General features: G+C 54.1%; 24 protein-coding genes. 10 read left to right on the top strand and 14 right to left on the bottom strand.

Going from position 1 to position 26,020, the window contains the following annotated elements; translation table 11 throughout:
- Positions 1-103 precede the first annotated feature (103 nt).
- Together ACR0NA_RS18555 and ACR0NA_RS18550 are read left to right on the top strand one after the other, a co-directional pair.
- Positions 104-619 carry an MFS transporter gene (locus ACR0NA_RS18555; RefSeq protein ID WP_480731497.1) on the top strand — a complete coding sequence of 172 codons (516 nt, stop codon included), beginning with the start codon at positions 104-106 and terminating at the stop codon, positions 617-619.
- 565 nt (positions 620-1,184) lie between these two features.
- A complete protein-coding gene (locus ACR0NA_RS18550; RefSeq protein ID WP_480731495.1) occupies positions 1,185-3,026 on the top strand; it encodes an amidohydrolase in 1,842 nt (613 codons plus the stop codon).
- Positions 3,027-3,450: 424 nt separating this feature from the next.
- On the opposite strand, the gene ACR0NA_RS18545 is transcribed toward ACR0NA_RS18550, so the two are convergent.
- The 4 genes from ACR0NA_RS18545 to ACR0NA_RS18530 all read right to left on the bottom strand — a co-directional run bounded on the left by ACR0NA_RS18545 (position 3,451) and on the right by ACR0NA_RS18530 (position 6,380).
- A complete protein-coding gene (locus ACR0NA_RS18545) occupies positions 3,451-3,978 on the bottom strand; it encodes a hypothetical protein (RefSeq protein ID WP_480731493.1) in 528 nt (175 codons plus the stop codon).
- Between the two features lie 979 nt (positions 3,979-4,957).
- Positions 4,958-5,302 carry a hypothetical protein gene (locus ACR0NA_RS18540; RefSeq protein ID WP_480731491.1) on the bottom strand — a complete coding sequence of 115 codons (345 nt, stop codon included), beginning with the start codon at positions 5,300-5,302 and terminating at the stop codon, positions 4,958-4,960.
- Between the two features lie 409 nt (positions 5,303-5,711).
- The gene (locus tag ACR0NA_RS18535; RefSeq protein WP_480731489.1) at positions 5,712-6,095 is read right to left on the bottom strand and encodes a phage integrase central domain-containing protein; all 384 of its coding nucleotides are present in this window, start codon (positions 6,093-6,095) and stop codon (positions 5,712-5,714) included.
- Between the two features lie 87 nt (positions 6,096-6,182).
- Positions 6,183-6,380: an integrase arm-type DNA-binding domain-containing protein gene (locus ACR0NA_RS18530; RefSeq protein ID WP_480731487.1), complete on the bottom strand. Its 198-nt coding sequence runs from the start codon at positions 6,378-6,380 to the stop codon at positions 6,183-6,185.
- Between the two features lie 337 nt (positions 6,381-6,717).
- On the opposite strand from ACR0NA_RS18530, the gene ACR0NA_RS18525 reads away from it, so the two are divergent.
- From ACR0NA_RS18525 to ACR0NA_RS18515, 3 genes are all read left to right on the top strand, one after another.
- Complete coding sequence (locus ACR0NA_RS18525) at positions 6,718-7,332, top strand: cupin domain-containing protein (protein ID WP_170652901.1); 615 nt, start codon at positions 6,718-6,720, stop codon at positions 7,330-7,332.
- A gap of 132 nt (positions 7,333-7,464) precedes the next feature.
- Positions 7,465-8,604 (top strand): DUF819 family protein, encoded by a 1,140-nt coding sequence (locus ACR0NA_RS18520; protein WP_480731484.1) that lies wholly within the window; start codon positions 7,465-7,467, stop codon positions 8,602-8,604.
- A 3-nt stretch (positions 8,605-8,607) separates the two neighbouring features.
- Complete coding sequence (locus ACR0NA_RS18515; RefSeq protein WP_480731482.1) at positions 8,608-10,029, top strand: pyridoxal phosphate-dependent decarboxylase family protein; 1,422 nt, start codon at positions 8,608-8,610, stop codon at positions 10,027-10,029.
- Positions 10,030-10,032: 3 nt separating this feature from the next.
- Here ACR0NA_RS18515 and ACR0NA_RS18510 read toward each other — a convergent pair whose 3' ends face one another.
- From ACR0NA_RS18510 to ACR0NA_RS18495, 4 genes are all read right to left on the bottom strand, one after another.
- Positions 10,033-11,706 carry a sulfatase-like hydrolase/transferase gene (locus ACR0NA_RS18510; protein WP_480731480.1) on the bottom strand — a complete coding sequence of 558 codons (1,674 nt, stop codon included), beginning with the start codon at positions 11,704-11,706 and terminating at the stop codon, positions 10,033-10,035.
- 86 nt (positions 11,707-11,792) lie between these two features.
- Positions 11,793-12,023 (bottom strand): (Na+)-NQR maturation NqrM, encoded by a 231-nt coding sequence (nqrM, locus tag ACR0NA_RS18505; RefSeq protein ID WP_480450345.1) that lies wholly within the window; start codon positions 12,021-12,023, stop codon positions 11,793-11,795.
- A 15-nt stretch (positions 12,024-12,038) separates the two neighbouring features.
- A complete protein-coding gene (locus tag ACR0NA_RS18500; protein ID WP_480731478.1) occupies positions 12,039-13,064 on the bottom strand; it encodes an FAD:protein FMN transferase in 1,026 nt (341 codons plus the stop codon).
- A gap of 65 nt (positions 13,065-13,129) precedes the next feature.
- Positions 13,130-13,315, bottom strand: a complete 186-nt coding sequence (locus tag ACR0NA_RS18495) for a hypothetical protein (RefSeq protein WP_480731476.1) — start codon at positions 13,313-13,315, stop codon at positions 13,130-13,132.
- A 123-nt stretch (positions 13,316-13,438) separates the two neighbouring features.
- On the opposite strand from ACR0NA_RS18495, the gene ACR0NA_RS18490 reads away from it, so the two are divergent.
- Complete coding sequence (locus ACR0NA_RS18490; RefSeq protein WP_480731474.1) at positions 13,439-13,963, top strand: CBS domain-containing protein; 525 nt, start codon at positions 13,439-13,441, stop codon at positions 13,961-13,963.
- A gap of 39 nt (positions 13,964-14,002) precedes the next feature.
- Here the strand turns inward: ACR0NA_RS18490 and ACR0NA_RS18485 are convergent, their stop codons facing one another.
- A complete protein-coding gene (locus ACR0NA_RS18485; protein WP_480731472.1) occupies positions 14,003-14,827 on the bottom strand; it encodes a metallophosphoesterase in 825 nt (274 codons plus the stop codon).
- A 69-nt stretch (positions 14,828-14,896) separates the two neighbouring features.
- Between ACR0NA_RS18485 and ACR0NA_RS18480 the strand changes: the two genes are divergently transcribed.
- From ACR0NA_RS18480 to ACR0NA_RS18465, 4 genes are all read left to right on the top strand, one after another.
- Positions 14,897-16,018: a glycosyltransferase gene (locus ACR0NA_RS18480; RefSeq protein WP_480731470.1), complete on the top strand. Its 1,122-nt coding sequence runs from the start codon at positions 14,897-14,899 to the stop codon at positions 16,016-16,018.
- Positions 16,019-16,048: 30 nt separating this feature from the next.
- Entirely contained in the window at positions 16,049-17,452 is a 1,404-nt protein-coding gene (locus tag ACR0NA_RS18475; protein WP_480731468.1) for a sulfotransferase family protein, read from the top strand.
- 289 nt (positions 17,453-17,741) lie between these two features.
- Positions 17,742-18,386 carry a GNAT family N-acetyltransferase gene (locus tag ACR0NA_RS18470; RefSeq protein WP_480731466.1) on the top strand — a complete coding sequence of 215 codons (645 nt, stop codon included), beginning with the start codon at positions 17,742-17,744 and terminating at the stop codon, positions 18,384-18,386.
- 94 nt (positions 18,387-18,480) lie between these two features.
- Positions 18,481-20,244 (top strand): adenylate/guanylate cyclase domain-containing protein, encoded by a 1,764-nt coding sequence (locus ACR0NA_RS18465; RefSeq protein ID WP_480731464.1) that lies wholly within the window; start codon positions 18,481-18,483, stop codon positions 20,242-20,244.
- Between the two features lie 61 nt (positions 20,245-20,305).
- On the opposite strand, the gene ACR0NA_RS18460 is transcribed toward ACR0NA_RS18465, so the two are convergent.
- The 5 genes from ACR0NA_RS18460 to ACR0NA_RS18440 all read right to left on the bottom strand — a co-directional run bounded on the left by ACR0NA_RS18460 (position 20,306) and on the right by ACR0NA_RS18440 (position 25,941).
- Complete coding sequence (locus ACR0NA_RS18460) at positions 20,306-21,193, bottom strand: hypothetical protein (RefSeq protein ID WP_480731462.1); 888 nt, start codon at positions 21,191-21,193, stop codon at positions 20,306-20,308.
- Between the two features lie 154 nt (positions 21,194-21,347).
- A complete protein-coding gene (locus tag ACR0NA_RS18455) occupies positions 21,348-22,643 on the bottom strand; it encodes a gluzincin family metallopeptidase (RefSeq protein WP_480731460.1) in 1,296 nt (431 codons plus the stop codon).
- 35 nt (positions 22,644-22,678) lie between these two features.
- Positions 22,679-24,025: a TfuA-like protein gene (locus ACR0NA_RS18450; RefSeq protein WP_480731458.1), complete on the bottom strand. Its 1,347-nt coding sequence runs from the start codon at positions 24,023-24,025 to the stop codon at positions 22,679-22,681.
- On the bottom strand, positions 24,022-25,182 hold the full coding sequence (locus tag ACR0NA_RS18445) for a YcaO-like family protein (protein WP_480731455.1): 1,161 nt from the start codon (positions 25,180-25,182) through the stop codon (positions 24,022-24,024). The genes ACR0NA_RS18450 and ACR0NA_RS18445 overlap by 4 nt, the downstream gene beginning before the upstream one ends.
- 177 nt (positions 25,183-25,359) lie before the next feature.
- Entirely contained in the window at positions 25,360-25,941 is a 582-nt protein-coding gene (locus tag ACR0NA_RS18440) for a carboxymuconolactone decarboxylase family protein (RefSeq protein WP_480731453.1), read from the bottom strand.
- Positions 25,942-26,020 lie beyond the last annotated feature (79 nt).

The following is a 26,020-nucleotide window of genomic DNA, read 5'->3' as shown; positions in this document are numbered from 1 at the left end:
CAATCTCTTCCGGCTTCGGTCGCTTGTTCGCCATGTGGTTCCTCCATTTTCTTAACCATAACGGCGGACCACTTCAGAGGGGGAGGATCAGTATCTCGGACGGATTCTCTTCATGTACCCGCTCGGGTGGGCATCCGACCGCCACGACCGGCGGGTCATCATTCTGATCAACGGAGTGATTGCCTCAGCCCTGCTTTTTTATTTCTCGATAGTTGGCAGCGGTGACGGATCGGCCTATCACGCGATTTTCGGAACAATCTGGCATTCGGTATTCCTCGGCCTCATGGTGATTCTGGGCGGAGCCTTGCTGACAATGTATTCGCTTCTCGTCGCACACGCGATGGACCGAACGCCCCCCGTCTATGTCGCTGCAGCCTCAGTGACGATGCTTTTTGTCACGACTGCCGGAGGTATTGCAGGCCCGTTAGTTGCCAGCCTTGTTTCAGCGGTCTTCGAGGATTCTGCGTTGCACTGGGCGCTGTTCCTTATGATGGCTGGCTTCACGGTGTTCGTGAGCGTCAGATTCGCAAAACGCGACGCCTCTTCGCCAGCCGAGAAGACCAGTCACGTCGTGGTGGGAACGACCAGTACCGAGGTCGCGCCAGACAACAAAAGGTAGCGGAAGATACATGGCGCATGGGGAAGGAAACGGGCCGCTCTTGGATTAGCCGATAGCGCTGATTTGGCCAACGTTGGGCATCGGTCGGCTTGCAGCTCTACTTGAAGCGGACCTTGCTTGAGTTACCGTGGACGACGGCTACGTCCGCAGAGCGGTCGCTGGTGAGAGTCGCAGCGAATGACTGCATCGAGCCCGAAGCGGACATTTTCCAGAGTTGGCTTTACAGCGAGCCAAGCCGCAACGGTTCAGCAGAGAGAGTTTACTCGTTTAGCTACAGATGCTCTGCAGCCCAGGCTCTACTGGCCGGCTGGATGAAAAGCCACCGAAATTCTTTGCCAAGTCACTGACGCATTATTAAAAAATAGTAATGAAATACTTGCTGCAAACCTCGACTGCCAGAGCAATCCTCATGGCACTCTTTGTAATCATTGTCGTGAGAGTGTGTAGCTATGACGGCTATGAAGGGGCCGGTTTCCAAAGGCCTATTGAGGAGTATGAGGACAGCAGAGGCAGTCATTAGGACCGCCGCGAACACGGTATCAGCTCAAATTGAAGGAGCAAGTAGATGTCTTTTAAGCCTTTAAGTTCATTACTTTTTGTTGGCTCTACAATCGTTGCCGGCCCTACGGCCGCACAGGAAATTGCCGACACAATTTACACCGGTGGTCCAATTCTGACGATCAACGAGGAAAAGCAAACTGTTGAGGCTGTGGCGGTCAAGGACGGACGCATTCTGGCTGTCGGTGAACTGGCGGAGGTTATGACCAACCAGGGAGACGCGACCGAACTCTTCGACCTGAATGGAAGAACCATGCTTCCTGGCTTTGTCGATAGCCACGGCCATGTTGTATTTGGAGGACTACAAGCGCTGTCAGCCAACCTGCTTGCACCACCCGACGGTGAGGTCACCGATATTGCAAGCCTTCAGAATACATTACGAAACTGGGCCGAAGAAAATGCTGAAGCAGTCGAACAATCGGGTGTCATCATTGGCTTCGGTTATGACAACGCGCAACTTGCTGAACTCCGCCATCCGACACGAGAGGATCTGGATGCAGTAACAACTGACCTTCCTGTCATGATTGTGCACCAGTCAGGCCATCTGGGGGTTGCTAATTCCAGAGCGCTTGAGCTTGTGGGTTTTAATGCATCCACACCTGACCCCACAGGAGGTGTCATACAAAGAGAGGCGAATGGCGAACCAAATGGGGTTCTTGAGGAGTACGCGTTTTTCGGTGCGCTCGTACCAATGCTCAGTCAACTTGGTCCGGAAGCGATGTTAGCATTCGCGGAAGCTGGCGCTGAACTATGGGCCAGTTTTGGCTACACCACCGCTCAAGACGGTCGCTCTTCTGCGGAAGTCGTAGAAGCACTCAAGACTGTGGCCGCTGAAGGGAAAATCCCGATTGATGTCGTCGCGTTTCCCGACGTGTTCGAAGCAAAAACCTACATCGTCGAGAATGCTTCGTTGAACTACGTAGACGGCATTCGTGTCGGTGGCTGCAAGCTGACAATTGACGGATCGCCACAAGGTTTCACCGCACTTCGAGATCGCCCTTATTATGATCCGGTGGGCGAATACCCAGCCGGTTATGCTGGCTACGCTGCAGTGACGATGGAGCAAGTGCAGGATGCTGTGAACTGGTGCTATGAAAACAGCCTCCAGATTATCACACATGCGAATGGCGAGGGCGCCTCAGATATGCTGATTGCGGCACTTGAGGTCGCGCAGGCAGCTTATGGTGACCCTGGAAATCGCCCAGTTCTTGTTCACGGACAGTTCATGCGAGAGGATCAGGTTGACGCCTACAAGCGTTTAGGGGTTTTCCCATCGGTCTTCCCAATGCACACATTTTATTGGGGCGATTGGCACCGCGATCATACTGTGGGCCCGATAAAGGCTGAAAACATTTCTCCGACAGGCTGGCTCGTCCAGCGGGGAATGAAGTTTGGATCACATCATGATGCGCCTGTAGCGTTCCCGGATAGCATGCGCATCCTCGATGCGACTGTAACTCGTCGAACCCGGTCGGGGGACATACTCGGGCCTCACCAGCGCGTGGACGTCATGACGGCTTTAAAGGCGCTAACAATTTGGCCAGCGTGGCAACATTTTGAAGAAGACGACAAGGGTACGATTGAGGTGGGTAAGCTCGCAGACTTTGTCCTCTTGGAACAAGATCCCACTGATATTGATCCGGAAAAGCTGGACGAGAACCGTGTTGTAGCAACGATCAAGGAAGACAATTTGATTTTTGAAGCAAATGAGGAGACGAAAGAAGGAAGTATCCGAATGTCTCCGTTCATGAGCGATCCGGCGACGGCTCATCTGTTTCTTCACGCGATGTATCAAGGAACTGGAGTTGAAGCCCCTTGGCTTCAGCAGTTGTTCAAGAGTTTCCAGTAACTCGAGGGAGCAATTATGGATTTCCGGAGTTGTTTTTTGCGCGTCGGGTCGCGCAGCGCATCTTATCCCGACCCGCCCAGTTTTGTTCGCGCCTTCAAGCGGTGGGCTTCGATGAACCAAACCAGTTTCGAAGTAAGGTCGGCAGTTGAGGCGGCTTGCATTCGATGGGACATGACCGTGAATGGCTACAACGTCCGCAGAGCGGACCAACACGGTTTGCGGACACCCCCAAAAGATGCCTTAAATCTGCCTTTTCCAAGCCCTGCGTTGCTGTGCAAAGGTTGACACATTGTTAACGGAGAATGTTTGTGAAAAGCTTGATTACTGCCAGCGCTTCCACACCCAGTGCAATCAGTGGGGCATAAAAATGCACTGTGTGGAATTAGTGCCGGACGGGCATATTTAGGGATTCTCGGGCTAAATTCTACATGCCCTCAATCTTTTCGAGCATTTTCAGATTGAACTCGTAGACGTCACTGTGAAGTTCTTTCGTCATGGTTTCGACTGATCCAGTGCCTTTTACGTCCTCTCCGGCTAACCGCTTGCGAACAAATGCTTCTAGCTCCCTGCCGGAATCCACAAACTTCTTACCCACCACGTAATGAAATTGTTTGCGCACTTCCTGTCCAAGGTAAATCTGCTGCTTTGCTAGCAACCTATTAATGTTGTAGTTCCAATCAGCAAGCATATCCCGATACTCGCCAAGAGCATTCTCAAACTGTTCCGTGTCACCGCTGGTTGTCCAATATCGCAGCTGTTCAAGCCTAAACAACCTCCGGTCCATCATGGCTGAGACAGTCTCATAAGCCCCTAAAGCAGCTGCTCGTGCTCTAGAAAGTTGCTCAACATCTCGCTGATGCTTCCATGACATTCGCTGAAGCAACGAAGCATATGCTCCGCCAATAATTGTTGTCAATCCAAAGCCCAGCAGAATGGAGGCAATGTTGTCCATGATTAACCCTCGTTATAACTGTGCAGCCCTAAAACCTGCCTCCTTTATTAGCTCGCTTCGGTGATTATTAGGAACCATAGTAGAGTTTTTGTCCACTTGCCGACCCCGAACAGCCATCTTGCGGCAGCTTTCCCGGCAAAATTGGGCGTCTACACGCTTCCATTCCGGCATGAGCTTGTAGCAGTACGCGCAATGCCAATTCCGCGAATAGTTCTGCATCAGTTTTTCGGCACCACGCTGCTCAACGTTAGATTCCTGTTCGCACCACAAATTTCCAATGCCTTGTGTGATCCGCATCACTGACCAAGCCACCAAAACCGGCCAAAAAGAGGATGTTAACGAGTAAGCGCTCATTTTCTTTGTTGGGCGCAGTTGTTTTGATTTTTATCCGGAAAACGGGCGCGCTTGTTATAAGTGCGCCCTTTTTCATGCCGCGACTAGACGGCGGGACGTATCTTCGAATTGAGGAACCGAATTATACGGGAGATATGCTCTTCTCCCATTTACCCAACAAGCGCAAAATTGCGCCGGTTGCCCCGAAACGCCGCCTTTTAGGACCTCGCAAATTTCATCACGGGTGGGGTCGCCCCCCAATGGTAGTAGGGAAGTCTTGTGATGCAGCAAAGCTACAGGTCAAGCTTCTGAAAGCCGAGATGCCGCCAGCTTCATGCGTTGCAAGCTCTCAGATGGGCGAAAACGTGCCGTGCCTGCAGCAGCATTCCGCTACGTCAACCAAGGCACTCTTTTTCATCCAAGTAAGATGACTTAAGCCGTCCGGAGCGTTCCGGAGGGGATCAAAATGAAACTTAGTACACTGGAAATACTTTGCTTGCTTCTGGCAAGCTTGGTGGCTGGGGCTGGATTTGTTGGAGCGGCAAACGCTCTGATATCAAGTGTTTGAAGTATCTCAGGCACGTCGCGTACCTTCGGAAACGATGTAGGCGGCATGGTTTCTGCTCGTTGAGGATGGCAGCTCGTCTTACCAGCCGCCCATTTGGTCGGCATCTTGCTGTATTGCTTGAATCAGAAACTCAATCTGCTGTGGTGTAATCGTTCCAGCTTGGATCAGGAAGTTTAGCTCCTTGCTGGATAGGCGATTCAGGGACCTAACTAGGTTTTCAGCGTGCCTAACGGCCTCGTTCAGCTTGCCCGCAGCATTCGTCAAAGCTCGTTGATGTTCTGGAGTTGACCATTCCGGAATGCGTAAACCAGAAAAGGCGACCACTACAATTTTTATGTCGCACCCAATTTTGGCAGCGATGTCTCGGTAAGGTTGCAAGCCATCGCCATTTGCAGCGAGATAGGTATCATCGGTTTCCGCCATTAACCAATCCTCACTATATCTGACCGTTTTTTGGTGACGAAGCCCGCCCAACGCTGCATTAGTACCCGGCGCTGGTCCAAGTGGTCAGTCCGCCTATAGGCGCACTCACCAGCGCCGCCCACAACGTGACCTAAACATGTCTCCGCAACCTCGTGCGGTGTGTTAGTAGTCTCTGCAACCCAATCTCGAAAGCTAGACCTGAACCCGTGCGGTCGGGCTTCTATGCCCCTGCGCTCCATCTGAAAGAGGGACGTGAAAATCTTCGGTCGCATCCCTGCGTCCCTTAACGATCTCTGCGGGGATCGTCCAAACGTCACCATCGAATTGGTCCAAGTGGGCTTTGCGGAGCGGGCCGAAACGAACAGCAGTCAAGATGAGCAGCCGCAATGCAAGGTGGGTTGTCGTGCCCTCATCCAAACTGGCGTAGAAAGCTGGCACTTCTGCCCAAGGTAACGCCGGGATGTTTTTTTGGTTTGTGGCATTGCTTACCCAGCAGCGCGCGGGCTTTCAGTGTCGCTTGTAGATCCACATCCAAGCCAAGGGCCGCAGCATGTTTCAGGCATATTTCGAGGCGATCCATTGCCTTTCGGGCGGTCTCGGCTTTGTTGTGCCAAATCGGAACCAAGGTGTCCCTTATGTCAATTTGATCAATATCGGAAACTGGAACTTTCCCGAGGTGGGGCAGGACATGCAGTTCAAGGGCCGAATGCCAGCGCCCTGCTTTGCCATCGCCTTTCAGTTCGGCCTTTCGTGATTCGAAGGCATCCAAGGCAATATCTTTTGGCAGATGCAAATTGAGTTCTGCCTGCCTGCGTTCCCGGTCCCTCTATTTGATTGGATCCAAGCCCTTGCGAACGACTGCACGCCACTTGTCAGCTTCTTACCTAGCCTCTTTTAGCGATACACCAGGATAGGCTCCAAGCTCCATTTCCCTGCGCCGACCATGAACCGTTACGAGTAGCACCCACTTTCCACTCTTAACATCTCGCTTCCGCAAACACAGCCCACCGCCATCGCCGTATTTACCGACCCCGGCAGTTCTGACTTTTGCTCCGCTCAGCTTGTTCGTTTGACGCATTGGTGAATACCGCTTCCTACTGGCCCTACTTTCAGTCCCACTTCAATATCTTGAATATAAGGGAGCATCTTGGAACAACCCGGAACAACACCAAGACGATAACTGTCTGAAATAAAGGGGAACAGCGGACGCTATGGAACACTTCGGATTGTGCTGGTCGGACTGTTCATTGCCCTCCACCCGCACCAAGCTTTTTTACGATGTCGATGGCGACTTGGGAATGGTTGACGAAGCGCACGCGACATTCCCTTAGTTTGTTCAAGCTCGCCCCGAAGGGAAACTTTGACCACAATAGGGAACAAAGCTATTCTGCCTGAAAGTCAGGAGATTATTCGCAATGGAACCCGTTCAGATAGAAGACGCAGGTCTTGCATCAGAAACAGCTGAGGCACCGGACGGTGAGGTTCTGGGCAAGATGATCCGCGATGCACGCCGGGAAAAAGGCCTAACGCTGGAAGAGACTGCCAAGGCGGCAGCGATCGGGCGCTCCACTCTGTCAAAGATCGAAAACAATCAGACGCGCCCAAGTTTTGAAATCATCCGCCGACTGATGCAGACGCTGGAACTGGAGACCCCTCAGTTGTTTGTTCAATCGGCAAAAAGCGATATTTCAGGGCGCCGCGACTATACCCGCTCAGGTGAAGGTGAACATCAGGTCACGCGGACCTATGATCACGAACTGCTGTGCAACGAACTGACCAGCAAACGGATGCTGCCCTATATCAGCACGATCAAATCACGAGATGTGACGGAATTTGACAGTTGGGTCCGCCACAAGGGCGAAGAGTTCATGTTTGTAATCAGCGGTGAACTTACGCTTTACACAGAGCATTATCGCCCGCTCCCGATGAAAGCGGGGGATTCGGTCTATTACGACAGCGGGATGGGCCACGGATGCGTTTCCACAAGCGAAGAAGACGCCCGTGTGCTGTGGGTGTCGCTGGCGGACTGAGTTTTTCATAGCCTCTAAAGGTCAGGAATTCCCGACCGCAAGCTGTGCGATTCAGCCTTAAAACCTCACGTCAGGCTATCTTGCGCCATCATGATAGCGGCGATTAGTCTCGGCTCTCAGGGAGGGGCAGACTTGTCGTCGGTTCAAATCACGTTCGCATTGATTTTTTTTGCTGCGCCGGCAGCGCTGGTTTTTCTGACCCTGCGCTCTTCGTTTGCGGCAAAGCTGGGGCCAATTGTCCTGTGCTATGCAATTGGACTGCTACTGGGTCTGTCAGGGCTGATACCTGAAAGCGCTCAGGACATTCGCAACTCGGTGATGGAGGCAAGCCTGGGTCTTGCACTGCCACTGCTTCTGTTCGGGGTCGATGTAAGGGCATGGACGCGCGTAGCGGGCTCGGCCATGGTTTCCATGGCGCTGGCGGTCGTGTCAGTTACATGCGTCGCCGCTCTTTTGTTCTTCCTGTTCAGAACTCAGGGTTTGACGAATGCCGAACAGCTATCGGGAATGGCCGTTGGTATGTACACGGGCGGCATCGCCAATATGGGAGCAATCAAGCTGGCGCTAGGCATTCCCGAAGCCCGCTATTTGTTGTTCGCAACAGTCGATACCGTGGTCGGTACGGTTTACCTGCTGCTTGTCCTGACCGTCATACCAACCATGTTAAGCCGGTTTTTCGCACCGTTCTCCGACGGCGGTTCGGAACAATTAAAACAATCGGATTCGGTATCCCCTCAATCAGGTAACTTGGTTGTCCAGGGCGTGATCGCCCTGATTGCGGCTGCTGTCTGTGTCGGTATCGCTGTCGCTCTTGCCCCTGTCCTGCCCTTTGGCAACCCCCAGATTCTGACCATCGTACTGCTGACGACGCTGGGTATTTGCGGATCATTCCTTCCGATTCTGCGCCTTAATCGCGCGGCGCCTCATATGGGTATGTATCTGATCTACGTGTTTTCGTTCTGTGTGGCCGCATCCATGGATCTGACAGCATTGAAGGACATCAATCTGTCTGTCCTGATCTTTGTGCTTGCCGCGACTTTTGGCAGCTTTGGCCTGCACATGCTGCTGGCGAGGTTGGCGCGGATTGATCGGGATACGTTTCTAATCACTTCCGTGGCGGCGGTCATGTCACCGGCTTTTGTGCCGATGGTATCGCGAAGCCTGAAAAATCCGGCTGTTCTGATGTCGGGCATGGCAACCGGAATTCTGGGATTTGCGATCGGAAATTACCTGGGAATATCGCTTGCCCTGGTGCTGGCGGGGAAAGGATAGGATATGAGCCACCTGAAGCTTCCCGAACATGGACGCCCCGAAGACGAGGTTCTGGAACATCTTCAAACCTTTGCCGAGGATGACCCGAACTATAAGGCCGGCCGAACGTGGAGCCTTGTCTATCATCTGAATGATGAACACGATGCCTTTACGGCAAAGGCATACAGTACCTTTTCATCTGCCAACGGGCTGAACCCGGCCGCGTTTCAAAGTTTGAAGCGCATGGAGACAGAGATCATTTCGACCATGGCCGGGCTGTTGCATGGCGGGCCGGACACCTGCGGAGTCGTCACGGCAGGCGGCACCGAAAGTTGTCTGATGGCCGTCAAGGCTTATCGAGACATGGCGCGGAAGACGCGCAAGGTCACAAAGCCCAACATGATCATCCCGAAGACAGCGCATGTCGCCTGGTTCAAGGCTGCCGAATATTTCGGCGTCAAGGCGCGATTGTTGCCGATGGATGAAAACTGCGCCACCGATATCTCCAAACTCGGGCGCATGATTAATGCGGGTACGGTGATGATACTGGGCTCAGCCCCTGAATATCCCCATGGCACCATTGATCCGATTGCGGCCATGGGGCAGATCGCACAATCCAAGGGCATCCCGCTGCACGTGGATGCCTGTGTGGGCGGGCTGATCCTGCCATTCATGGAGAAAAACGGCGTTGACTTGCCCGACTGGGATTTCCGCGTGCCCGGCGTCACGTCTATATCGGCCGACCTGCACAAATACGGCTATGCAGCCAAGGGGGCATCAACGATCCTTTATCGCCATCTCGACTTGCTGAAAAACCAGATGTTTGTCCATCAGGACTGGCCGGGAGGCGTTTTCGCCTCACCTGCGCTACTGGGTACGCGACCCGGTGGAGCTTACGCCGCAGCCTGGGCGGTGATGCAGAAATTTGGCGAGGATGGTTATCGAAAACTAGCCCGCGACACGACAGAAGCCGTGGAAAAGCTGAAGGCTGGGATTGCTGGCATCAACGGGCTGAAAATTCTCGGAAACCCGCAGGGGCCGCTGCTGGCCTATGGCTCAACGGATCAAAGATTGAGCATCTACGCGGTGGCCGATCAGCTTGAGAACTTTGGCTGGAACGTAAACCGTGTACAGAATCCCGACGGCATCCACTGCATGGTCACCGCCAAACATCTGGAGGTAGTGGATGAATATCTGATCGACCTGGCCAATGCGGTTCAGGCGGTACGCGCTGATCCGTCGCTGGCAAAATCCGGTGGTGCCGCAACATATGGCATGATGGCCCATGTTCCGCTGCGCGGAATGGTCAAATCCAAAGTTCTGGACATATTTGCCGAGATGTACCGTGCCGGCGGCGGCAAACTTCAATTGGACGAAGGAAAACCACCCGGTCTGCTGGAACGCGGCATGGAGCGGTATGTCCAATGGAAGGCGCGTCGCAGCTGAACCTCAGCCATTGTCAAGGATGTCCCGATATGCGCGCGCGGTGCGATTGCGGTACTTGACGGTCAACTCAAGTGGCGCGTCATTTTCGTCGTAAACACCCACTACAACGCCCCTGCCCCGGCTTTTGGTTCGCATCTCGATCAGTTGTTGCTCGGACCGGGTCGTGCGTTGTGACTGGCGGCGCGTCCATTCGAACAGGTGCTCATACATCTCTGCAATAACACCAGAATGCCCGTGGCTTTCGCCCAGATCGGTTAACTCATCGGGGTCGTTTTCCAGATCGAACAGGATGGGCCGATGCCCGCCTTCGCAATGGATCAGCTTCCATTTCTTGTTAGCGACCATAAACATCACCGCATCCCGGACCGAGGCATCCAGCATGTCGGCCACCGGAGAGGCCGAATAGTCATATTCACAAATCACATAGTCGCGGGGCGTCGCATCTGCGTTTCCGTGCAGGATTGGCTGCAGGGAATGCCCTTCCAGAACGTGACTGGCAACTTCACCCTCTGCAACGTCGACAAATGTGGGCACCAGATCGATGGATTCGACAAGCGCATCGCAGACGGTGCCTCGGGTCGCGTCAGCCTCGGGTGACGGATCATAGATGATCAGAGGCACTTTGGTCGAGGCGTCGTGAAAGAACGTTTTTTCCCCCAACCAGTGATCGCCCAGAAAGTCGCCGTGATCCGAGGTAAGCACGATCATCGTGTCATCCATCCGGCCCGTTTTTTCCATCCAGTCAAACAAACGGCCCATCTGGTCATCGGCCTGCTTGATCAGGCCCATATAGGCAGGGATCACCGCCTCGCGCACGTCCTGCCGCGAAAACGCCTGACCAACCTTGGTGTCCATGAACGCCTTGAGAACCGGGTGGGCTTGATCCCGCTCGGTTTCCGAGCGGACAACCGGAAGCACATGTTCCGGACCAAACATCGACGCATAAGGTTCTGGTACAACATAGGGCCAGTGGGGTTTGATGTAACTCAGGTGACAGCACCACGGCCCCTCGTGTTGTTCCATAAAGGCCATCCCGCGACTGGTCAGATAAGGTGTTTCACTATCCTCTTCCGCGATATTCGCGGGCTCGTGGGAGTTTTTCAGGAACCAACCCGACAGAACATTCCCATCCGCATCCAGACCAGAGTTGGCAAAGTCGTGCCAGGGATTGTCGCTCTCATACCCCTTGGCTTTCAGGTATTTGTTGTATTCCTTGGCGCCATCTGGGTCATAGTACCCATCCGGACCTTCGGGCAGCATGCCATCATCGCGTTCAAATACGTCAAAGCCGCATTCCGCCACCCGGGCGCCAATCAGGCTGTCGGGTTCCAGACCCAGTCTCTCCATACCTTCCGCATCGGCGCGCATATGGGTTTTTCCGACCAGCCAGCACCCCATCCCTGCCTTGCGCAGATGGTCCCCCATGGTCGTTTCACCAACTTTCAGCGGAATTCCGTTCCATGACGCCCCATGGGAATGCACATACCGACCGGTATAGGTGGACATGCGCGAACTGCCGCAGATCGGTGACTGTATATACGCTCTGTTGAATCGAACCCCCCTGGCCGCCAAGCGATCGATATTTGGGGTATGAAGATGCGGATGGCCGTAGCAACTCAGGTAATCCCAGCGAAGCTGGTCGAACATGATGAACAGGATATTCCTGGTTTTGGCCATAGTCCCGGACCCTTGCAAATTTCCTTCACATGCTAACTTATCGGGAAATTCCCGGGCAGCGAAGCCTCAATTTGCAGGGAGCGGATTCAACTTTCCATCTGCTGCATCATCTTCTTCGCGCGCGGACATTGCAGTTTGTCACGCAATGGGCTGTCAGGGTCGATATCCTTTTGGCAGACCACGCATTTATCGGCGCCCGAAATCGCATTCAGGCCGCCGCAGCTGCCCTTGATCGTCTTGCCCATCAGCATGACACCCAATGACATTCCAACCACAATGATCAGCAACAGTACAAAAGCCAAAAGAAACGTGCTCATCCCGGTTCCTACCTGTCAGTTGGTTCCAAGCGCATCCTTGAACGCGCTGCTGTGTACGGTGATATAGGCATCTTCTCCGCCTGTCACATCCCGAGAGATGAAGAACACGGCAAGTTTATTCTCTTCCGCCACCTTCATCCCCTCTTCCTGACCAAGGGCCAGCATGGCCGTAGCCCAGGCATCGGCCATCATGGCACTGTCGGCCAGAACCGTGACAGAGGTTGTGCGATGCGTGATCGGTCTGCCGGTCGTCGGGTCGATAATATGGGAATAGCGAATGCCATCCTGTTCGAAGAAGTTCTTGTAATCGCCCGAGGTTGCCATGCCGATGTCATCAAGCGAAACGATGAGTTGCAGGGTTTGCGAACCGGTTTCTGGTTTTTCAATTCCGATCCGCCAGTTTTCACCCTTGTCGTTCTCGCCGCGCGCAACCAGATCACCGCCAATTTCGACCAGATAATCTTCGATCCCTGCCGCCTGAAGCGTACCTGCAATGGCGTCAATTCCGTACCCCTTGGCGATGGCCGACAGGTTAATACCAACCCCGGCATCGGATTTCGCCAGCGTTCCGGCATCTTTGTCGAGCGATAGCAGCCTGCTTTGCCCCACGCGCTCCAACGCTGCGGCGATATCCGCATCTGCAGGCACCGGATCATCAGGTTCACGCGGCCCGAATCCCCACAGCTCGATCAGCGGTCCCAGGGTTACGTCGAATGTGCCACCGCTTTTGTCATGCACCTCATTGGCGGCATCCATTACCAGTGCGAATTCATCAGACACCTGTACTGGAGTTGTCTGGGTGCTGGCGGAAAAGGTCGAAACTTCGGAATTTGGGTCCCAGTTCGACATTTTTGCATTAACTGAGGCGAGTGTATCCTCGACTGCCTGACCCAGCGCTTCAGCGTCCAAGTCCGTACCAATCGCAGTGATATTGTAGGTGGTTCCCATCGTCTCGCCCGACAGGCGAACGACCTCGGGCTCTTCGTCGAAAAGACAGCCGGAAACGAACAGGATCAGGGCCAGAACTGGCAGTTTGCGCATCAGGCGACCTCCGGGAATACTGTGTGCGGCGTATGCCAGCGCCTCTGCCCGGAGTCAAACCGACATCAATACCTCAAAGGCAGAAACGCCAGCGCCAAAAGGCCGATTGCAGCCGGCACTCCGAATATCCAGGCGCGTCTTTGCCAGCCGGGCGTCTGTTCTTTCCAAGTCAGGCGGAAACGGTGGCCGCAGACAACGACCACAAACACAATCAGCGCGCCGGTCAAAGGTGTCAGAAACAGGCCGTCCAAGATACTGAGTTTCCTCGCATTGCGGGTTTAGTTGCCGGGGTGGCGCATTTGCGCACTATACAGGCCAGTTACCTGCGTTAAGGTAGAAGGGAAAGCCATATCCGGTAAAGGAGGAGACCGCCCATGGCCCCAAGCTCTTACCAGTCACCCATGCGGGGCGACAAGGCCGAGTCGACGACCTACAGCCAGTCGACCGACTCGAATTTGTCGCACACACAGACCACCGTGGCAAAACTGCTGGAAGGCAAGGGAGATGCGGTGTTTGCCGTCCGTCCGAACGACACCATTCACTCTGTCGTCGAGATTTTGAAGGAAAAGCACATTGGTGCAGTTGTCGTCACGGATCAGAACGGGGCGCTGCAGGGAATTTTGTCCGAACGTGACATCGTGCGGCGCATGGCAGACACACCGGGTCAAACCCTGCCCCAGTCGGTCGAGGATCTGATGACGCGGGATGTGCACACCTGCGCGCCGGATGACCTGCTGATGGATATCCTCAAGCGCATGACAGAGGGGCGTTTCCGCCACATGCCTGTTGTGAAAGACGGCAACCTCAGCGGTGTCGTCACGATTGGCGATGTGGTGCAATTCCGGTTGAACGAGCTGGAATATGAGGCCCTGCGCATGAAGCAGATGATCGTCGGATAAGGCGGCGCTGACACCAATCGATCACGCCGCCGCTGTTCGCTAGTCTGTCATTACGAAGCGAACACCGCCGTCGAAAATTTCGGCGGCGGTCAACCTGCCGGTTGCGAAGGCGCCGGTATCAATGGAAATGATCCCGTCGCCGAAACTCGGAGCGTCAACAATCGTGTGGCCGTGAATAACCCACCGCCCGTCCTGTCGTGGCCGCCGAAACCCGTCTCCGCGCCCCCAAAGACAAACCTGCCGCTCCTGCGCGGAAACTGGCCGGGTCGGATCAAGGGCCGCATGCACGGCAGTTACATTGCCGCTGCTCCATGTCAGCGGACGCGCCCGTACCCACTCCAACATAGTTTCTCCCATCGCATCGCGCAGCTGTCCGGCAACACGTCTTGCCTTCTCACCTGCCATTTCGTTCGGAGAGCACTTGACCCCGAAGGACGTCAGGGTCTCGAAGCCACCATTCCACATCCAAGGCTGAGCGTTCTGTTGGGGCTCATCCAGAAATCGTAGCAGCATGTCTTCATGATTTCCCATCAGGCAAAACACTGTGCGACTGCTTTTTTCGTCAAGATATTGAAGATGACGCAGAACCTGGGCGCCATAATCCCCTCGGTCGATATAATCGCCGACAAAGACCAACGGATGAGAGGGTTCAAGACGCGTAAGCAATTGTTGCAGCAGATCCAACCGACCATGCACATCTCCGATGGCATAGAATGGCCGCTCGGGCGCAATTGCGGGAAACGGATGGCGCCGCGTTCCCATAAGCGGCTTGCCCACCACTCCCCTGAGCCATTTTGAAATCATGGCAACAGTTTTCTCCAAAACCGATGGTGTTGGCCAGAAGGATTGCAAGTCTTCCCTCATATGTATACACGCGGCCCATCGTCATGGCGCGTAATAAAAAGCGCTTTCTTTCTGACAGGTAAGACCGTGATGCCAGCCAAGCCCATGGAAAATCCGCTGCCGCCGCCTGAAATGGAAGAGCTGATCCTCTATTATGACAAGTGCGAGCACTATGATGACGGTCATGTAAATGCACAACTTGGCTGGACCGGAATCTCTCGTGCTACGTCAATTTCGCGATGGTGCGAGCTGGTCAAAGACAGACCGATCGCGCCGAATTCATATTTTGACGTCGACCATTACAAAAATCGCTACGGTGTCGCGAGCCATCTGACCCTGCACGATTTCCTAGAACACGGCTGGCAAGTTGGATGCAATCCCAACGCCGAGATTTGCATCGCCGGTTTTTTGTCTGCGCGCCAATCCAATATCTTTTCCAAGAAGGTGGCGTTGAAAGATCTGCTGAACGATAGCCTTGTGTCCGATTTTCAACGACATTCCAGTTCTGCAATGGGCACCGGGACCGTGACGATCATTACGATCAATCTGAACAACTGTGCCGGCCTTGAACGAACCATTCGGTCGATCAGTTCGCAAACCATGACTGATTTTCAATGGATTTTTGTCGATGGCGGCTCCACTGATGGCTCACTGGAATTGGCCGAACAATCCAGTCGCAAACCCGACATTTCCATAATCGGGCAGGACAAGGGCCTGTTCGATGCGATGAATCTGGGGGTCGCGAAAGCCTCGCAGGAATACGTGGTGTTTCTGAATTCGGGGGATACGTTTTCTGATGAAAATACACTTGGCCTTGTCAAACAATCCCTCGGGCTGCACGACGTTGTCTATGGCGATGCCCGGTACATGAATGAAACCCGACCCCATACCCATCGCACACAGATTTCACGTGGCATGACATTTTGCCACCAATCTGAATATGCTCGAACAGAATGGCTCCGTCGGTTTCCGTTTGATACAAGTCTGCAGATGGCTGATCTTGGATTGAATCAGGAACTTTATCTCAATGGCGCTATCTTCCATCGGCTTCCGGAAACAATCTCGGTGATTGAGCCCGGCGGCTTTTCAACCAGCAACGCGATGCGGCAGTTCCTGGAACGGATGTCGCTTGCCGCAGAACGTTTCCCACATCCGGCACTTCAAAACACGTTCCTAATGGAATTTGTCAGCCGTCCCGATTTGAATGTTTGACACACTGCAAATACAGGCGACGGTCAGCAAATGGAAAATCAAATAGTGAGTAATCCAGCAAAGCAGAGTGGCACGGATGTCGTGATCTTTGGTGTGGGGCGCTCGGGTACTACTGCATTGTTCCGGTTCATGGCCAAGGCATACGAGCGTTTTGATGCTGAGCCGGGAATTTTCTTTGAACCCTTTCTGCGAAACTCAATCAGCGACTGTACCGAAGATACGGTCCAAAGAACCACGGAGCTTTCACCCGCCGGTATTTACGCACACACGCGCGCGCCCATGTTTACCCGGGCACATGACGACCCGGCGCTGAACAATTTCGTGGCAGATCTTGATATAGGGACTTCTCCGTCACTTATTAAATTCGATCGGGCCTGCGGGCGGATTGAATATTTTTTGAATGTTTGGCCGGATGCCAAATTTGTCTTTGTTTTCAAGAACCCCTGCTCGGTCATCGATTCCGCACTGCCCGCGTTCGATTTCTTTGGTGGTGAATTTCATCCGTCTGACACTCACCGCTTTGCAAAAGAAACCGGAATGGACACGGCTGAATTTTTTGACCTGCCCTATTCCCAAAAGCAGCTAATGTACTGGCGCACCATGAATGAGGCTGCGCTTGCAGCGTGTCAGGCGCAGCCTGATCGCATCCTGCCAATTTCCCACGAGGCGCTGATTGCCGAACCGGTAGCAACCCTTCGCAAAATAATGGAATTCTGTTTTGAACAGAAGCAGGCAAGCGACGAATTGGTTCGCTCGTTTGTCGGGAACGAAGAAATTCACCCACTGAGCTACAACTTCAAAAATCTTGCCATTTCAGACTATCGAGCCTTTAACCGTGAACTCGATTGGTACTTTTCCACGCTTCTTCCTGCATGTCAGTCTGGGGTTGATGTCATGGATCTGGTGCCGCGAAATTCGTTTGATAAAGGTTGGCTAAAGGGGCTGACCGAACAAAAGACGTCTGATCCGGTAGATCACGAAGTGACATCAACGGTTTTGCGAAAGCTGCTGGGTGAAAAGATCGCTCTCATACAATCCAATCCCTGGGCAGAACCTGATAGCGTCGCGTGTCTCAAAATCAACGGTTCGCTTGTTACGAGATTGGCCGCAGCAGCAAAAGTTTCTCTGGGATTGCCGCTCAGTCCTGAGAAGATCAGGCTTCTGCGGCCGATCAATCCGGAAACCCAACTGAAGCTGCCGGAAAAGCTGACCTGGAAGACCGCCAACCCTTTCCGCCGTTTAGGCCTGTTCATAAAATGCGTAACTGGTGCAGTGTTCTTGCCTGAGGCATATTTCGAAGCTGAGATTATGCCGGACACGGAAAAACAGCTTTGGCTCAAGCGGAACGGACCACTGTTGCACCGCCTGCTGTTTTCATTCGGGTTCATGATGAAATCCCGGGTGCGGGTCCGGAAATTCGATATTTTCAGTTAATAAATGTCGATTCCGGTTGCCGGATTCATCCGATTTTGTCGGCGATTGTTTCTGGTCGACATACAGTCGACATACCGCCGGATTGACGCCGCCTTGGATTAAATTTATCAATGGCCAATTTCTACTTGTTGCTAACGATCCACATTTCGCTGAATAATAGTCAAATAACTCAGGCCTGATGCTGCTCAATAGGCGCAAATAAGGCTAACCACCTAAAAATACTAAACTAAATTTTAACAACGTAAGCCGGAACTTCGATCGGCAACAAATCCAGACAAGAGGGCGGTCAATGTCAGACCAACTCAAACAGCAGTTTATGCTGAGACCACTGGAAAAAGGCGATCTGGCCGACACGGCGGGATGGTTTCGCGATGTAAACGATCTGGCAACATTTGACCGGTCCTGGCGCGCACCACTTAGTCTGGATGCGGCAGAAAAAATCTGGCGGGCATCGATAGAAGAACCTGCAAATACAGGAAGTTACTGGTTTGTGGTTGAAAACCACAATGAAAATGTTGTTGCCATGGTTGGTTTGGACAGTTTGAACTTGGTGAACCGCGATGCGGTCGTGGCCTTGTTCGTTGACCACGATTCCAGACGCAACGGAGTTGGCATCCGTGCTGTGGCTCTGATACTGGACCTCGCATTCAAACAATTTGGGTTAAATCGAATTACGTCCTATTATCGCGAGGATAACCGCCGAAGCGCCGACCTGATGGCCCGATTGGGTGTCGAGGTCGAGGGTCGCATGCGGCAGGCGTGGTATGCCGAAGGCCGGTTTTTCGATATGATCGTGGTCGGCATGCTGCGCGACGAATGGGCAAAGCAGCGTGAAGTGCTGGCCCGGGAACTGAGTGACAATACCATTGTCGCACTGGGGTGCCACGCGGCAAGCGGTTGGAAATGGCCACCACAAAAGGAAACGGAAATCTAAAGACTTTTCAAAAGGCCATCCGGTATCGCAATCAAAATTCGAGCACGATCTGGGTATGGCGACTGTAGCGGAATTAGTGTTACGAGGCGTTAATGTGAGTAGTACCGACATATCTTACAGGCGAAGGCTTGGTGCCGTCCTGTTCGCAGACGTGGTCGGATTTTCGCGCCTGATGGGCGAAGACGAAATCGACACGTATAACTCCCTCAAAGCTGTTCTGGCCCAGCTGGAAACCGCATGCATGGAGTATGGTGGAAATATCGTCGAGGTTCGCGGGGACGGTGTATTGGCCGTCTTTGATACTGCGACCGACGCTGTGCGGTACGGTGTGAAACTGCATCAGATAGCCGAGGCCAGCAATCCATCTCAGCCGGAAGAAAGACGTATACGCTTTCGTGTTGGCGTACACATGGGCGAACTGCTTGAAGATGATCGCGGAATTCACGGCGCAAACGTAAACATCGCCGCACGTCTGCAGAGCATAGCCGAACCTGGTCGTGTCAACATAAGTGCAACGGTATATGAGCAAATCCGCAACCACCTGCGCTATGGCTATGAATTTCTTGGACCACAGCAGCTGAAGAACATTCTGGACCCGGTTCCAACCTATTGCGTTCGCAGCGAGGCCGAAGGCGCCACGATGGCGTCAACCTTGCGACCGGACACAAACCTGATTGAAAGGGAACGACCGGACATTCCATCCGTTGCCGTACTGCCCTTCAGCAATCTGGGCGGTGATCCGTCCGACGACTGGTTCGCAGAAGGATTGACCGACGACGTCATCCTCAACCTTTCCAAGTTCAAGAACCTGTTCATCATCGCCCGAAACTCCGCATATTTCTTCAAAGCTCAATCCATGTCGCCCCGTCAGGCCGCCCGTGAGCTTGGGGTGCGCTATGTCGCACGGGGTAGCGTGCGGCGGAGCAAGTCCAGGATCAGGATCTCTGTTGAGCTTATTGATGCGGATTCCGAGAGAACATTGTGGGGTGAAAGATACGACCGGGAAATTGACGATATCTTTGATATTCTGGACGAAGTGACTGAATCCATTGTAGCCGCCGCGGCCGTGCTGATCGAAGCTCAGGAACGGCAGCGTATGATCCAAGCAATACCGTCTGATCTGGCCGCCTATGGTTTTGTCCTGCGCGGACAGCAACATATCTATAAATACACCCGCCAAGACAATCACGAAGCGCACGAACTCTACGCACGCGCGTTGGAGCGTGACGGATCATATGCCCGCGCCTCTGCTGCCCTGTCCCGCACGATGAATATTGATTGGCGTTATTCCTGGGCAACCGATCAGGATCAGGCATTGGATACAGCGCTGGCTCTGGCGCAGCGATCCATTGAACTGGACCCGACGGACGCCCGAGGATTTGGCGAGCTTGGTTTCGTGCATCTTTACCGCAAGGAACACGACGCCGCGATCGGCGCATACCGCCGTGCCTTGATGCTCAATCCAAATGACGCAGATCTTCTGTCCGACTTTGCCGATACTCTGGCCCATTCAGGCGACAATGAAGCGGCAATTGAGTATCTGAAGCGGGCGATGCGATTGAATCCATACTTTCCGGATCAGTATCTCTGGCACATCGCCGGTGCCTATTTCAACCTTGGTGAGTATGAAGATACGATCCGATGGATTAACAAAATGAACAACCCGGCCGAGGGGCAAAGGCTCCTCGCGGCAAGCTTTGTGCAATTGGGCAAGCTCGACGTTGCCCGCGATATTGCGGACAGACACCGCAAAGTGCATCCAAATTTCTCATTGCAACGCTGGGGCCGCGTTCAACCGGACCGACGCCCCGAGGATACGCAACATTTTGTGGAAAGCCTGAAAATAGCCGGGTTCTAAAGCAAAGGGGCCTTCCGATACGGAAGACCCCGAAGATTTAGGTAAGGGACCGGCAGGATTGTTAATCCTCAGATCCGCGCGCCCGCGCACCGCTGACACGAGCCCCGCTTACTCTGGCACCACTGACACGAGCTCCACTGACCCGCGCGCCGCTCACGCGGGCCCCGCTGACCCGCGCGCCACTCATTGACGGCCCGTCAGAGCCGAAGAAGAGATCAAGCAAAACCTGCTCGAATTGCCCGGTCAGCACATCCATTCGGATTGTGTAGTCAGCTTTGTCATAGTCCCACACACGGATGTCGTTGGACATTTGATAGTCAGCTGAAGCAACACCCGATTCCGACGGTGAAAGCGGCGCTCTGCCTGCCTGATTGTCTGGAATATTGTGATCTGTGGCGCTTTCGCCCTCGCCATGTACAAGGAAAATCGTTGGCTCGGGCAGCTCGTAATATGTCCCGTCATATGCAAACCCATAGATGCGGGCGAGACTTGGGTCTTTCTCGAACTGCTCGCCAACAAAGTTGTTTGCACCCCAGCCCTTTCTCCGCTTGCCCCGGTCAATGAAATACTGAAGGTCTTGCTTTTTCCGGGCTTTCTGTTTCCAGAATGTCTTGGCGTGTTGCTTGCCTTCCTGAACAAATACGAACTTCCCGTTCCGAATTCTTCTAAGACCCTCCAAGGAAAAACTGCCTGGGTTCGCAGCGTCTTCTTTTACCTTGTACAAACCGGACACACTGTTAGGCTCACTGTCTTTCGACACTTGCACCAGAACCTTGTCACCATCAGCTATCGGAACATCGTCAATTTTGTCGGTCAGCGCCGGCAGGGTATCGCTGTTGTCATCGACTAACGCCAGACGAACGGTCTTATAGCCTTTCCTGACCGCAAGATCTTCGACGAGACGTCCAAACAACAACACTTCGGAAAAACTGAGCAAAGACTCAGACATTGTTCTTTCTCCCTATTGCAGGATCGACGATGCCAGAAACTTCATCTCCCCCTCATTGCGGTCCGTGCCAAAGCCCAGACCAAAATATTCTTCAAAAATCACCCCGGCGCAAAATGCCACATAACGCGGCTAAAACAAAGACATTTACGGCCTGTCACCTTGGCACCCTGGTACGTACGGATACGGCATGACTCTCGGCATCCGGTTCGGCAAGGCGTGGCCCGGCCGTTGCCAGACCGATATCGCGCATACGGAAGTTACCTTCGATGATGTTTGCGAAGGCACCACCGGTGATTTCACGATCAACCGCCAGCATCGCTTTTTCCACGCCGAAATAGCTCAGTATATCGGCGTCCAGCATCTCCCAGGCGTCCGCAAGGTATGTGCCCAGAAAATCCCGTGCCTCCAGCAGGGCAATTCGGAAACCTTCGGGACTACGGGCGTATTCCTCGTCAAAAAAACCCTGCATGACACTGACATAGTCTGGAGAGCCCTCAAGCTGGTCGGACAGGTTTTCGACTTCCGGGGTAATCAGATCATGAACCAGCAGGCGTTCGTGGTAGATGTCTATGAAAATGTCGAACATGGCACCCGTCAGGGGTTCGGACAGGTCGTGTTCGCTGGACCAACCATCTGCGAATTCACGCATCGAACGTTCGTTTGTCGCCATCCTGATCTGAGCGTTATCCGAAAGTTCGGCAAAACGACTGAGCCGGTTGTAGGTGTACAGGTTGCCCCGCGTGTTTTCGAGCAAATCGTCCACAACAGAACCAAAGTGCAGAGAAGCCAGCAAAGCCACCAGATCGGCGGCGGATTCATGAAATCCGTAATACTCCCCTGACGTATGTTCCGACCCCGGCATACCGATCACGCTGTAGATGATTGCGTGTCCGATCTCGTGCGCGACAACGTCAAAATTCAGGCTGTAGGGCCTGTATTCATTGTCATGCTCGCGCGAGCCACCGGTTTCCAGAAACCCCCAGCCGATATGGGCATTGTCCAGATTCGGCAGAAGAGACAATTCGAGACGATCATAATCACGAGCAAAGTGCCACGGGATCGGACGCCCGAAATAGCCCTCCCAGACATCCATCGTAAAATGTGCGGACCCGAACAGATGAGCGGCCTCGAAGGACGGGCTGGACGGGTCTATGTGTATGAAATTGCCAAACTCGTCCGGTTCAGGATGTGGGTGAACCGGGCCATCCCATGGCGGCAGGTACATCTGCGGCCCCTCCGGCCCCTGCACATTGGCACCATAGTGCGCTGTCTTGCCAACCGGGTTGACCGTGTACATGCGCGGCCCTGACGGACCCGGACCAATAGAACCCGGGGGGGCGGATATCTCGACCATTTCGGGTTCGGCATTGCCTGCCAAAAACGGAGACTGCGGAAAGATCAGAAACCGCGTGCCGGGGGCTTCGCCCTCGTCGGTATCGGGTCCGTACATGTATCCCTCCAGTTTTTGTCACCGCGGCGATCGGTTCAGCCCGGGCCTTTCCCGGCAGTCTGAACCGATCCGCCTGCGCCCATACAATACAGGAATTCGCCTGCGATCAGTTCATGAAGGTCCTCTCGCCCAGCAAGGCCCAGAGATTGCGCATAGGCATCAAGGTCCTCGGGCACTGCGGATTCCAGAACGGTTTCGAAATACCAGATCAGCATTCGCACCTTGTCTGCACCCGAATGCTCACGATCGCGCCCATCGTTTACCTCGATCATCCTATCTTTGGCATTCGCTCTTGCCTTGAGTTCGGAATAGGTGCCCTCCCACCGAAGCTCAGCCAGAATATGAGGTATCAGCTCAGTGCTCTTGCGCTCTAGCAATGACTTTTTGCAGGCCGAACCGTTCAGCAAATCTTCGTATCCGGCCTCATCCAGATCATTCAGTTCCAACCATGCCAGTATGTCACTCCGCCGCGCCAAACCATGCCGGGCGCGATGCAACGACATCTGTTCCAGCAATGCCGGGCGATCAGCTTGCGCGCCGCTACGACCGGCATTCTGACGCGCGAACATACGCAGAGCGGCACGTTCCCGTGTGTCGAAAAATCGGTCCGGATCAAGCCTGAGCTCATTCAAAACGCCTTGATCCGCGGGGTGAGCCTGTGTTTCAGCGCCAACCCGGCGAACAAGACCATCCCAGACCAGCGTGCGTTCGACCCTTTGAACAGAGGGCTGCGGTTGGTCATCTTTCTGCAGGAACACCCGCATAGCCTTCAGCATTTCGCAGGCATCATCGCGCTTGGCGTCGACCCGACCATCCTGAAGCCAATCAAAAAACGGATGTCGGCCCAGTTCTGACCCAACCCCGGACTGAACAGCCTTCCAGGTCCGGTCGTGGTAATACAACGATTTCGCGGTGCCGAGTACGATTTCTGCCGCCTCCGACTCCAGAATACCGGCATCAACGGCCCGCCTGACGGTCTCACGTATGGAAACCATCGGCTCACTTAAGGTTGGGAATCCCAATTCTTCGGGACCGTGCAGCACGGCAACCTCGTCGTCATCCCTTATCCGTCCGCTTGAATACGCTTCGTAGATGCCTCCCACGCCGATCATGCCGAAATCAGAAAGCTCCGAGGCGCGCAATGCGCCCATGCTGGCACTTCCAAAGACTGCGATCCCCTGTTCAATCGCCCAAAGAATTTCCTTGTGCCAAACCGAAGGAACACCTTCGAAATACCCGTCGATTATGCCAATGGCACGGGGGCGGTTCGTGACTGCGCGATAAACATCGCCCTGTTTTACGGGCGGCAAAACCTCGGCATCCAGAAACCCTGCAACCGAGGTCGCGTCCAGCGTCGGTCCGACGAAGACGACGGCGCTCATGCCGGTTTCTCCGAAACAGTAAGCGCCCTTGGGCCGGGAACGTAGTCCGCATCGTCATGCGGAGCCTCAAGGCCCGGGATGACAACCCGAACGACCGAAATATCAATATCCTCCCGTGACAGATCGACGGCGACGACCTGATCAAGCCCGACCGAAGCCAGCCGCGCCAGCAGCCAGTCCAGATCGTCCTCGAACGAACCTGTTGGTCGGTTCGGACCATCGGAAAAGCGCAGGGTGGGTGCGCAACGGTCTGTCATGCTTCGGATATAGGTCCATTTGTCCCGCAGGGCAGATGCCGTGAATTCATCCGGCATGAGATCGTCGCGCGCACCCGAGATATATGTCAGCCGAGTCTGCGCGGCCTCGGTCATGGCACGCAGTAAGGCGATGGCGCGATCCGGGTGGCAGCCATCACCGATCCCGATATGGCTGGGCTGATCACCGGTTTCGCAGATCGTACAGCGGAAACTGGGAACACCAACATCCGAGGTTGTTTCCCAAATTCCCACGTCGATATCCGCTGCAGCAAATCGGCCAAGCGCCTCGAGACAGCGCGTGTCGTCAATCGTCGATGGATCAATACGCGCGGTTTCCGGTCCCAGATGCCACAGCGTCGTTGCGTCCCGTTCGATCAGTTCGCAGATCGCGTGGCAGGTAGCCTCGAGCGTCACATTACCCGAGGCCAGACCATTGGTAGAACGAGGAAAAATGTGCCGCCCCACCAGCGGCTCGGCGGTATAGTCGGTATCGACCATTTCATACGGAACCCAGCGCGAGGCTCCGTCAGTCAGATCGGTTCCTTCGATCCACAGCATCCTTGCATCTGGGTCAAATTGCGCGCCCATCACTTTGGGCAACCGGTCGATGTCAGCCAGTCGAACGTCGTTTCGGATATTCGTATAAGTCGCCAGTCGAACCGGCAAAACGATGTGTTCCGCATGCCAGGTTTCGATCGCTTCCATGACACCGGACGCCTCGGCTGCCTCAAGCGACAATCCTTTGCCCAATGCAACCGCTACCGAACGTGAATTTGGGCGGGTCACCATCACTGTTGGCAGCCCAATCCGGTCCAGCCCGGTCAGGTTTGCGATACGGGTGATACCCATCCGAGGCAGATGTTCCCGCACGACGGCAAGGGTTTCCACCGGTTCTCTCATCCGGTGCGTATCTGTCAAATACCGCTTCCGCGACGCATCAAGCATGCGGTTTATCTCACAAACAACAGCGGCCTTCCGACAGTTCGCGGAAAGCCGAATGGAAATTTAACAACTCCCAGAATGGTCTATACGATAGTTGCGGTCAACTTTTTGAGCCGGAGTATCCCACGCCAAGCGCTATTCGTAACCTTTGTAATACCCAATCACATCATTCTCAGTGGTCGCGCCCAGACCATTCAACAACCGGTTGGAATAGTTGAAATAGGCGCAGACCTGGTTGACCTCGAGAATTTCACCATCATCACATCCCGCAATCTTCAGGGCCTCAAAGTCCGATTTCACCATTTTTCCCACATCCGTAGTCAGCTTGGCGGCATAGCGCAACAGCGCAAGTTCTTTCCCTTCGAACTCGTCTTCGGGCCGGTGCGCCTTAAGCGCCGTGAATATACGGTCACTGCGGGGTTGATCCTTGATCAGATTGCGCACGTTCATGAAATGGTGGGTCAGGGAATAGGTGCAATCGTTCAGGATCGACGTGTAACTTGCCACTACTTCCAGAAACCAGAAGGGCAGGTTGTTGTCGTCCGAATGCAGCACAGAGCGGTACAGCGTTACATGGCCGTTCATCGTTTCGGGGCGCAGCGAATGGACCCGCATGACAGTATCCACTGTCCCATGAGGCGTACGCGCTCGATCCAGCAACTCTTTCAGACGACCATCCGCATGTTCATCGGACACCATTTCGATCCAAGCGCTCATCCAACCCTCCCTGTTCGCGTGCAAGGTATAAAGACCAAAGCAGCAGAATATTGCCAGTAGAAAATTCCACCACCAGGAA

Source organism: Ruegeria sp. C11 (assembly GCF_056537725.1).
The sequence above is the reverse complement of the archived record's forward strand: the minus strand, read 5'-3'. Positions and strand labels throughout refer to the sequence as shown.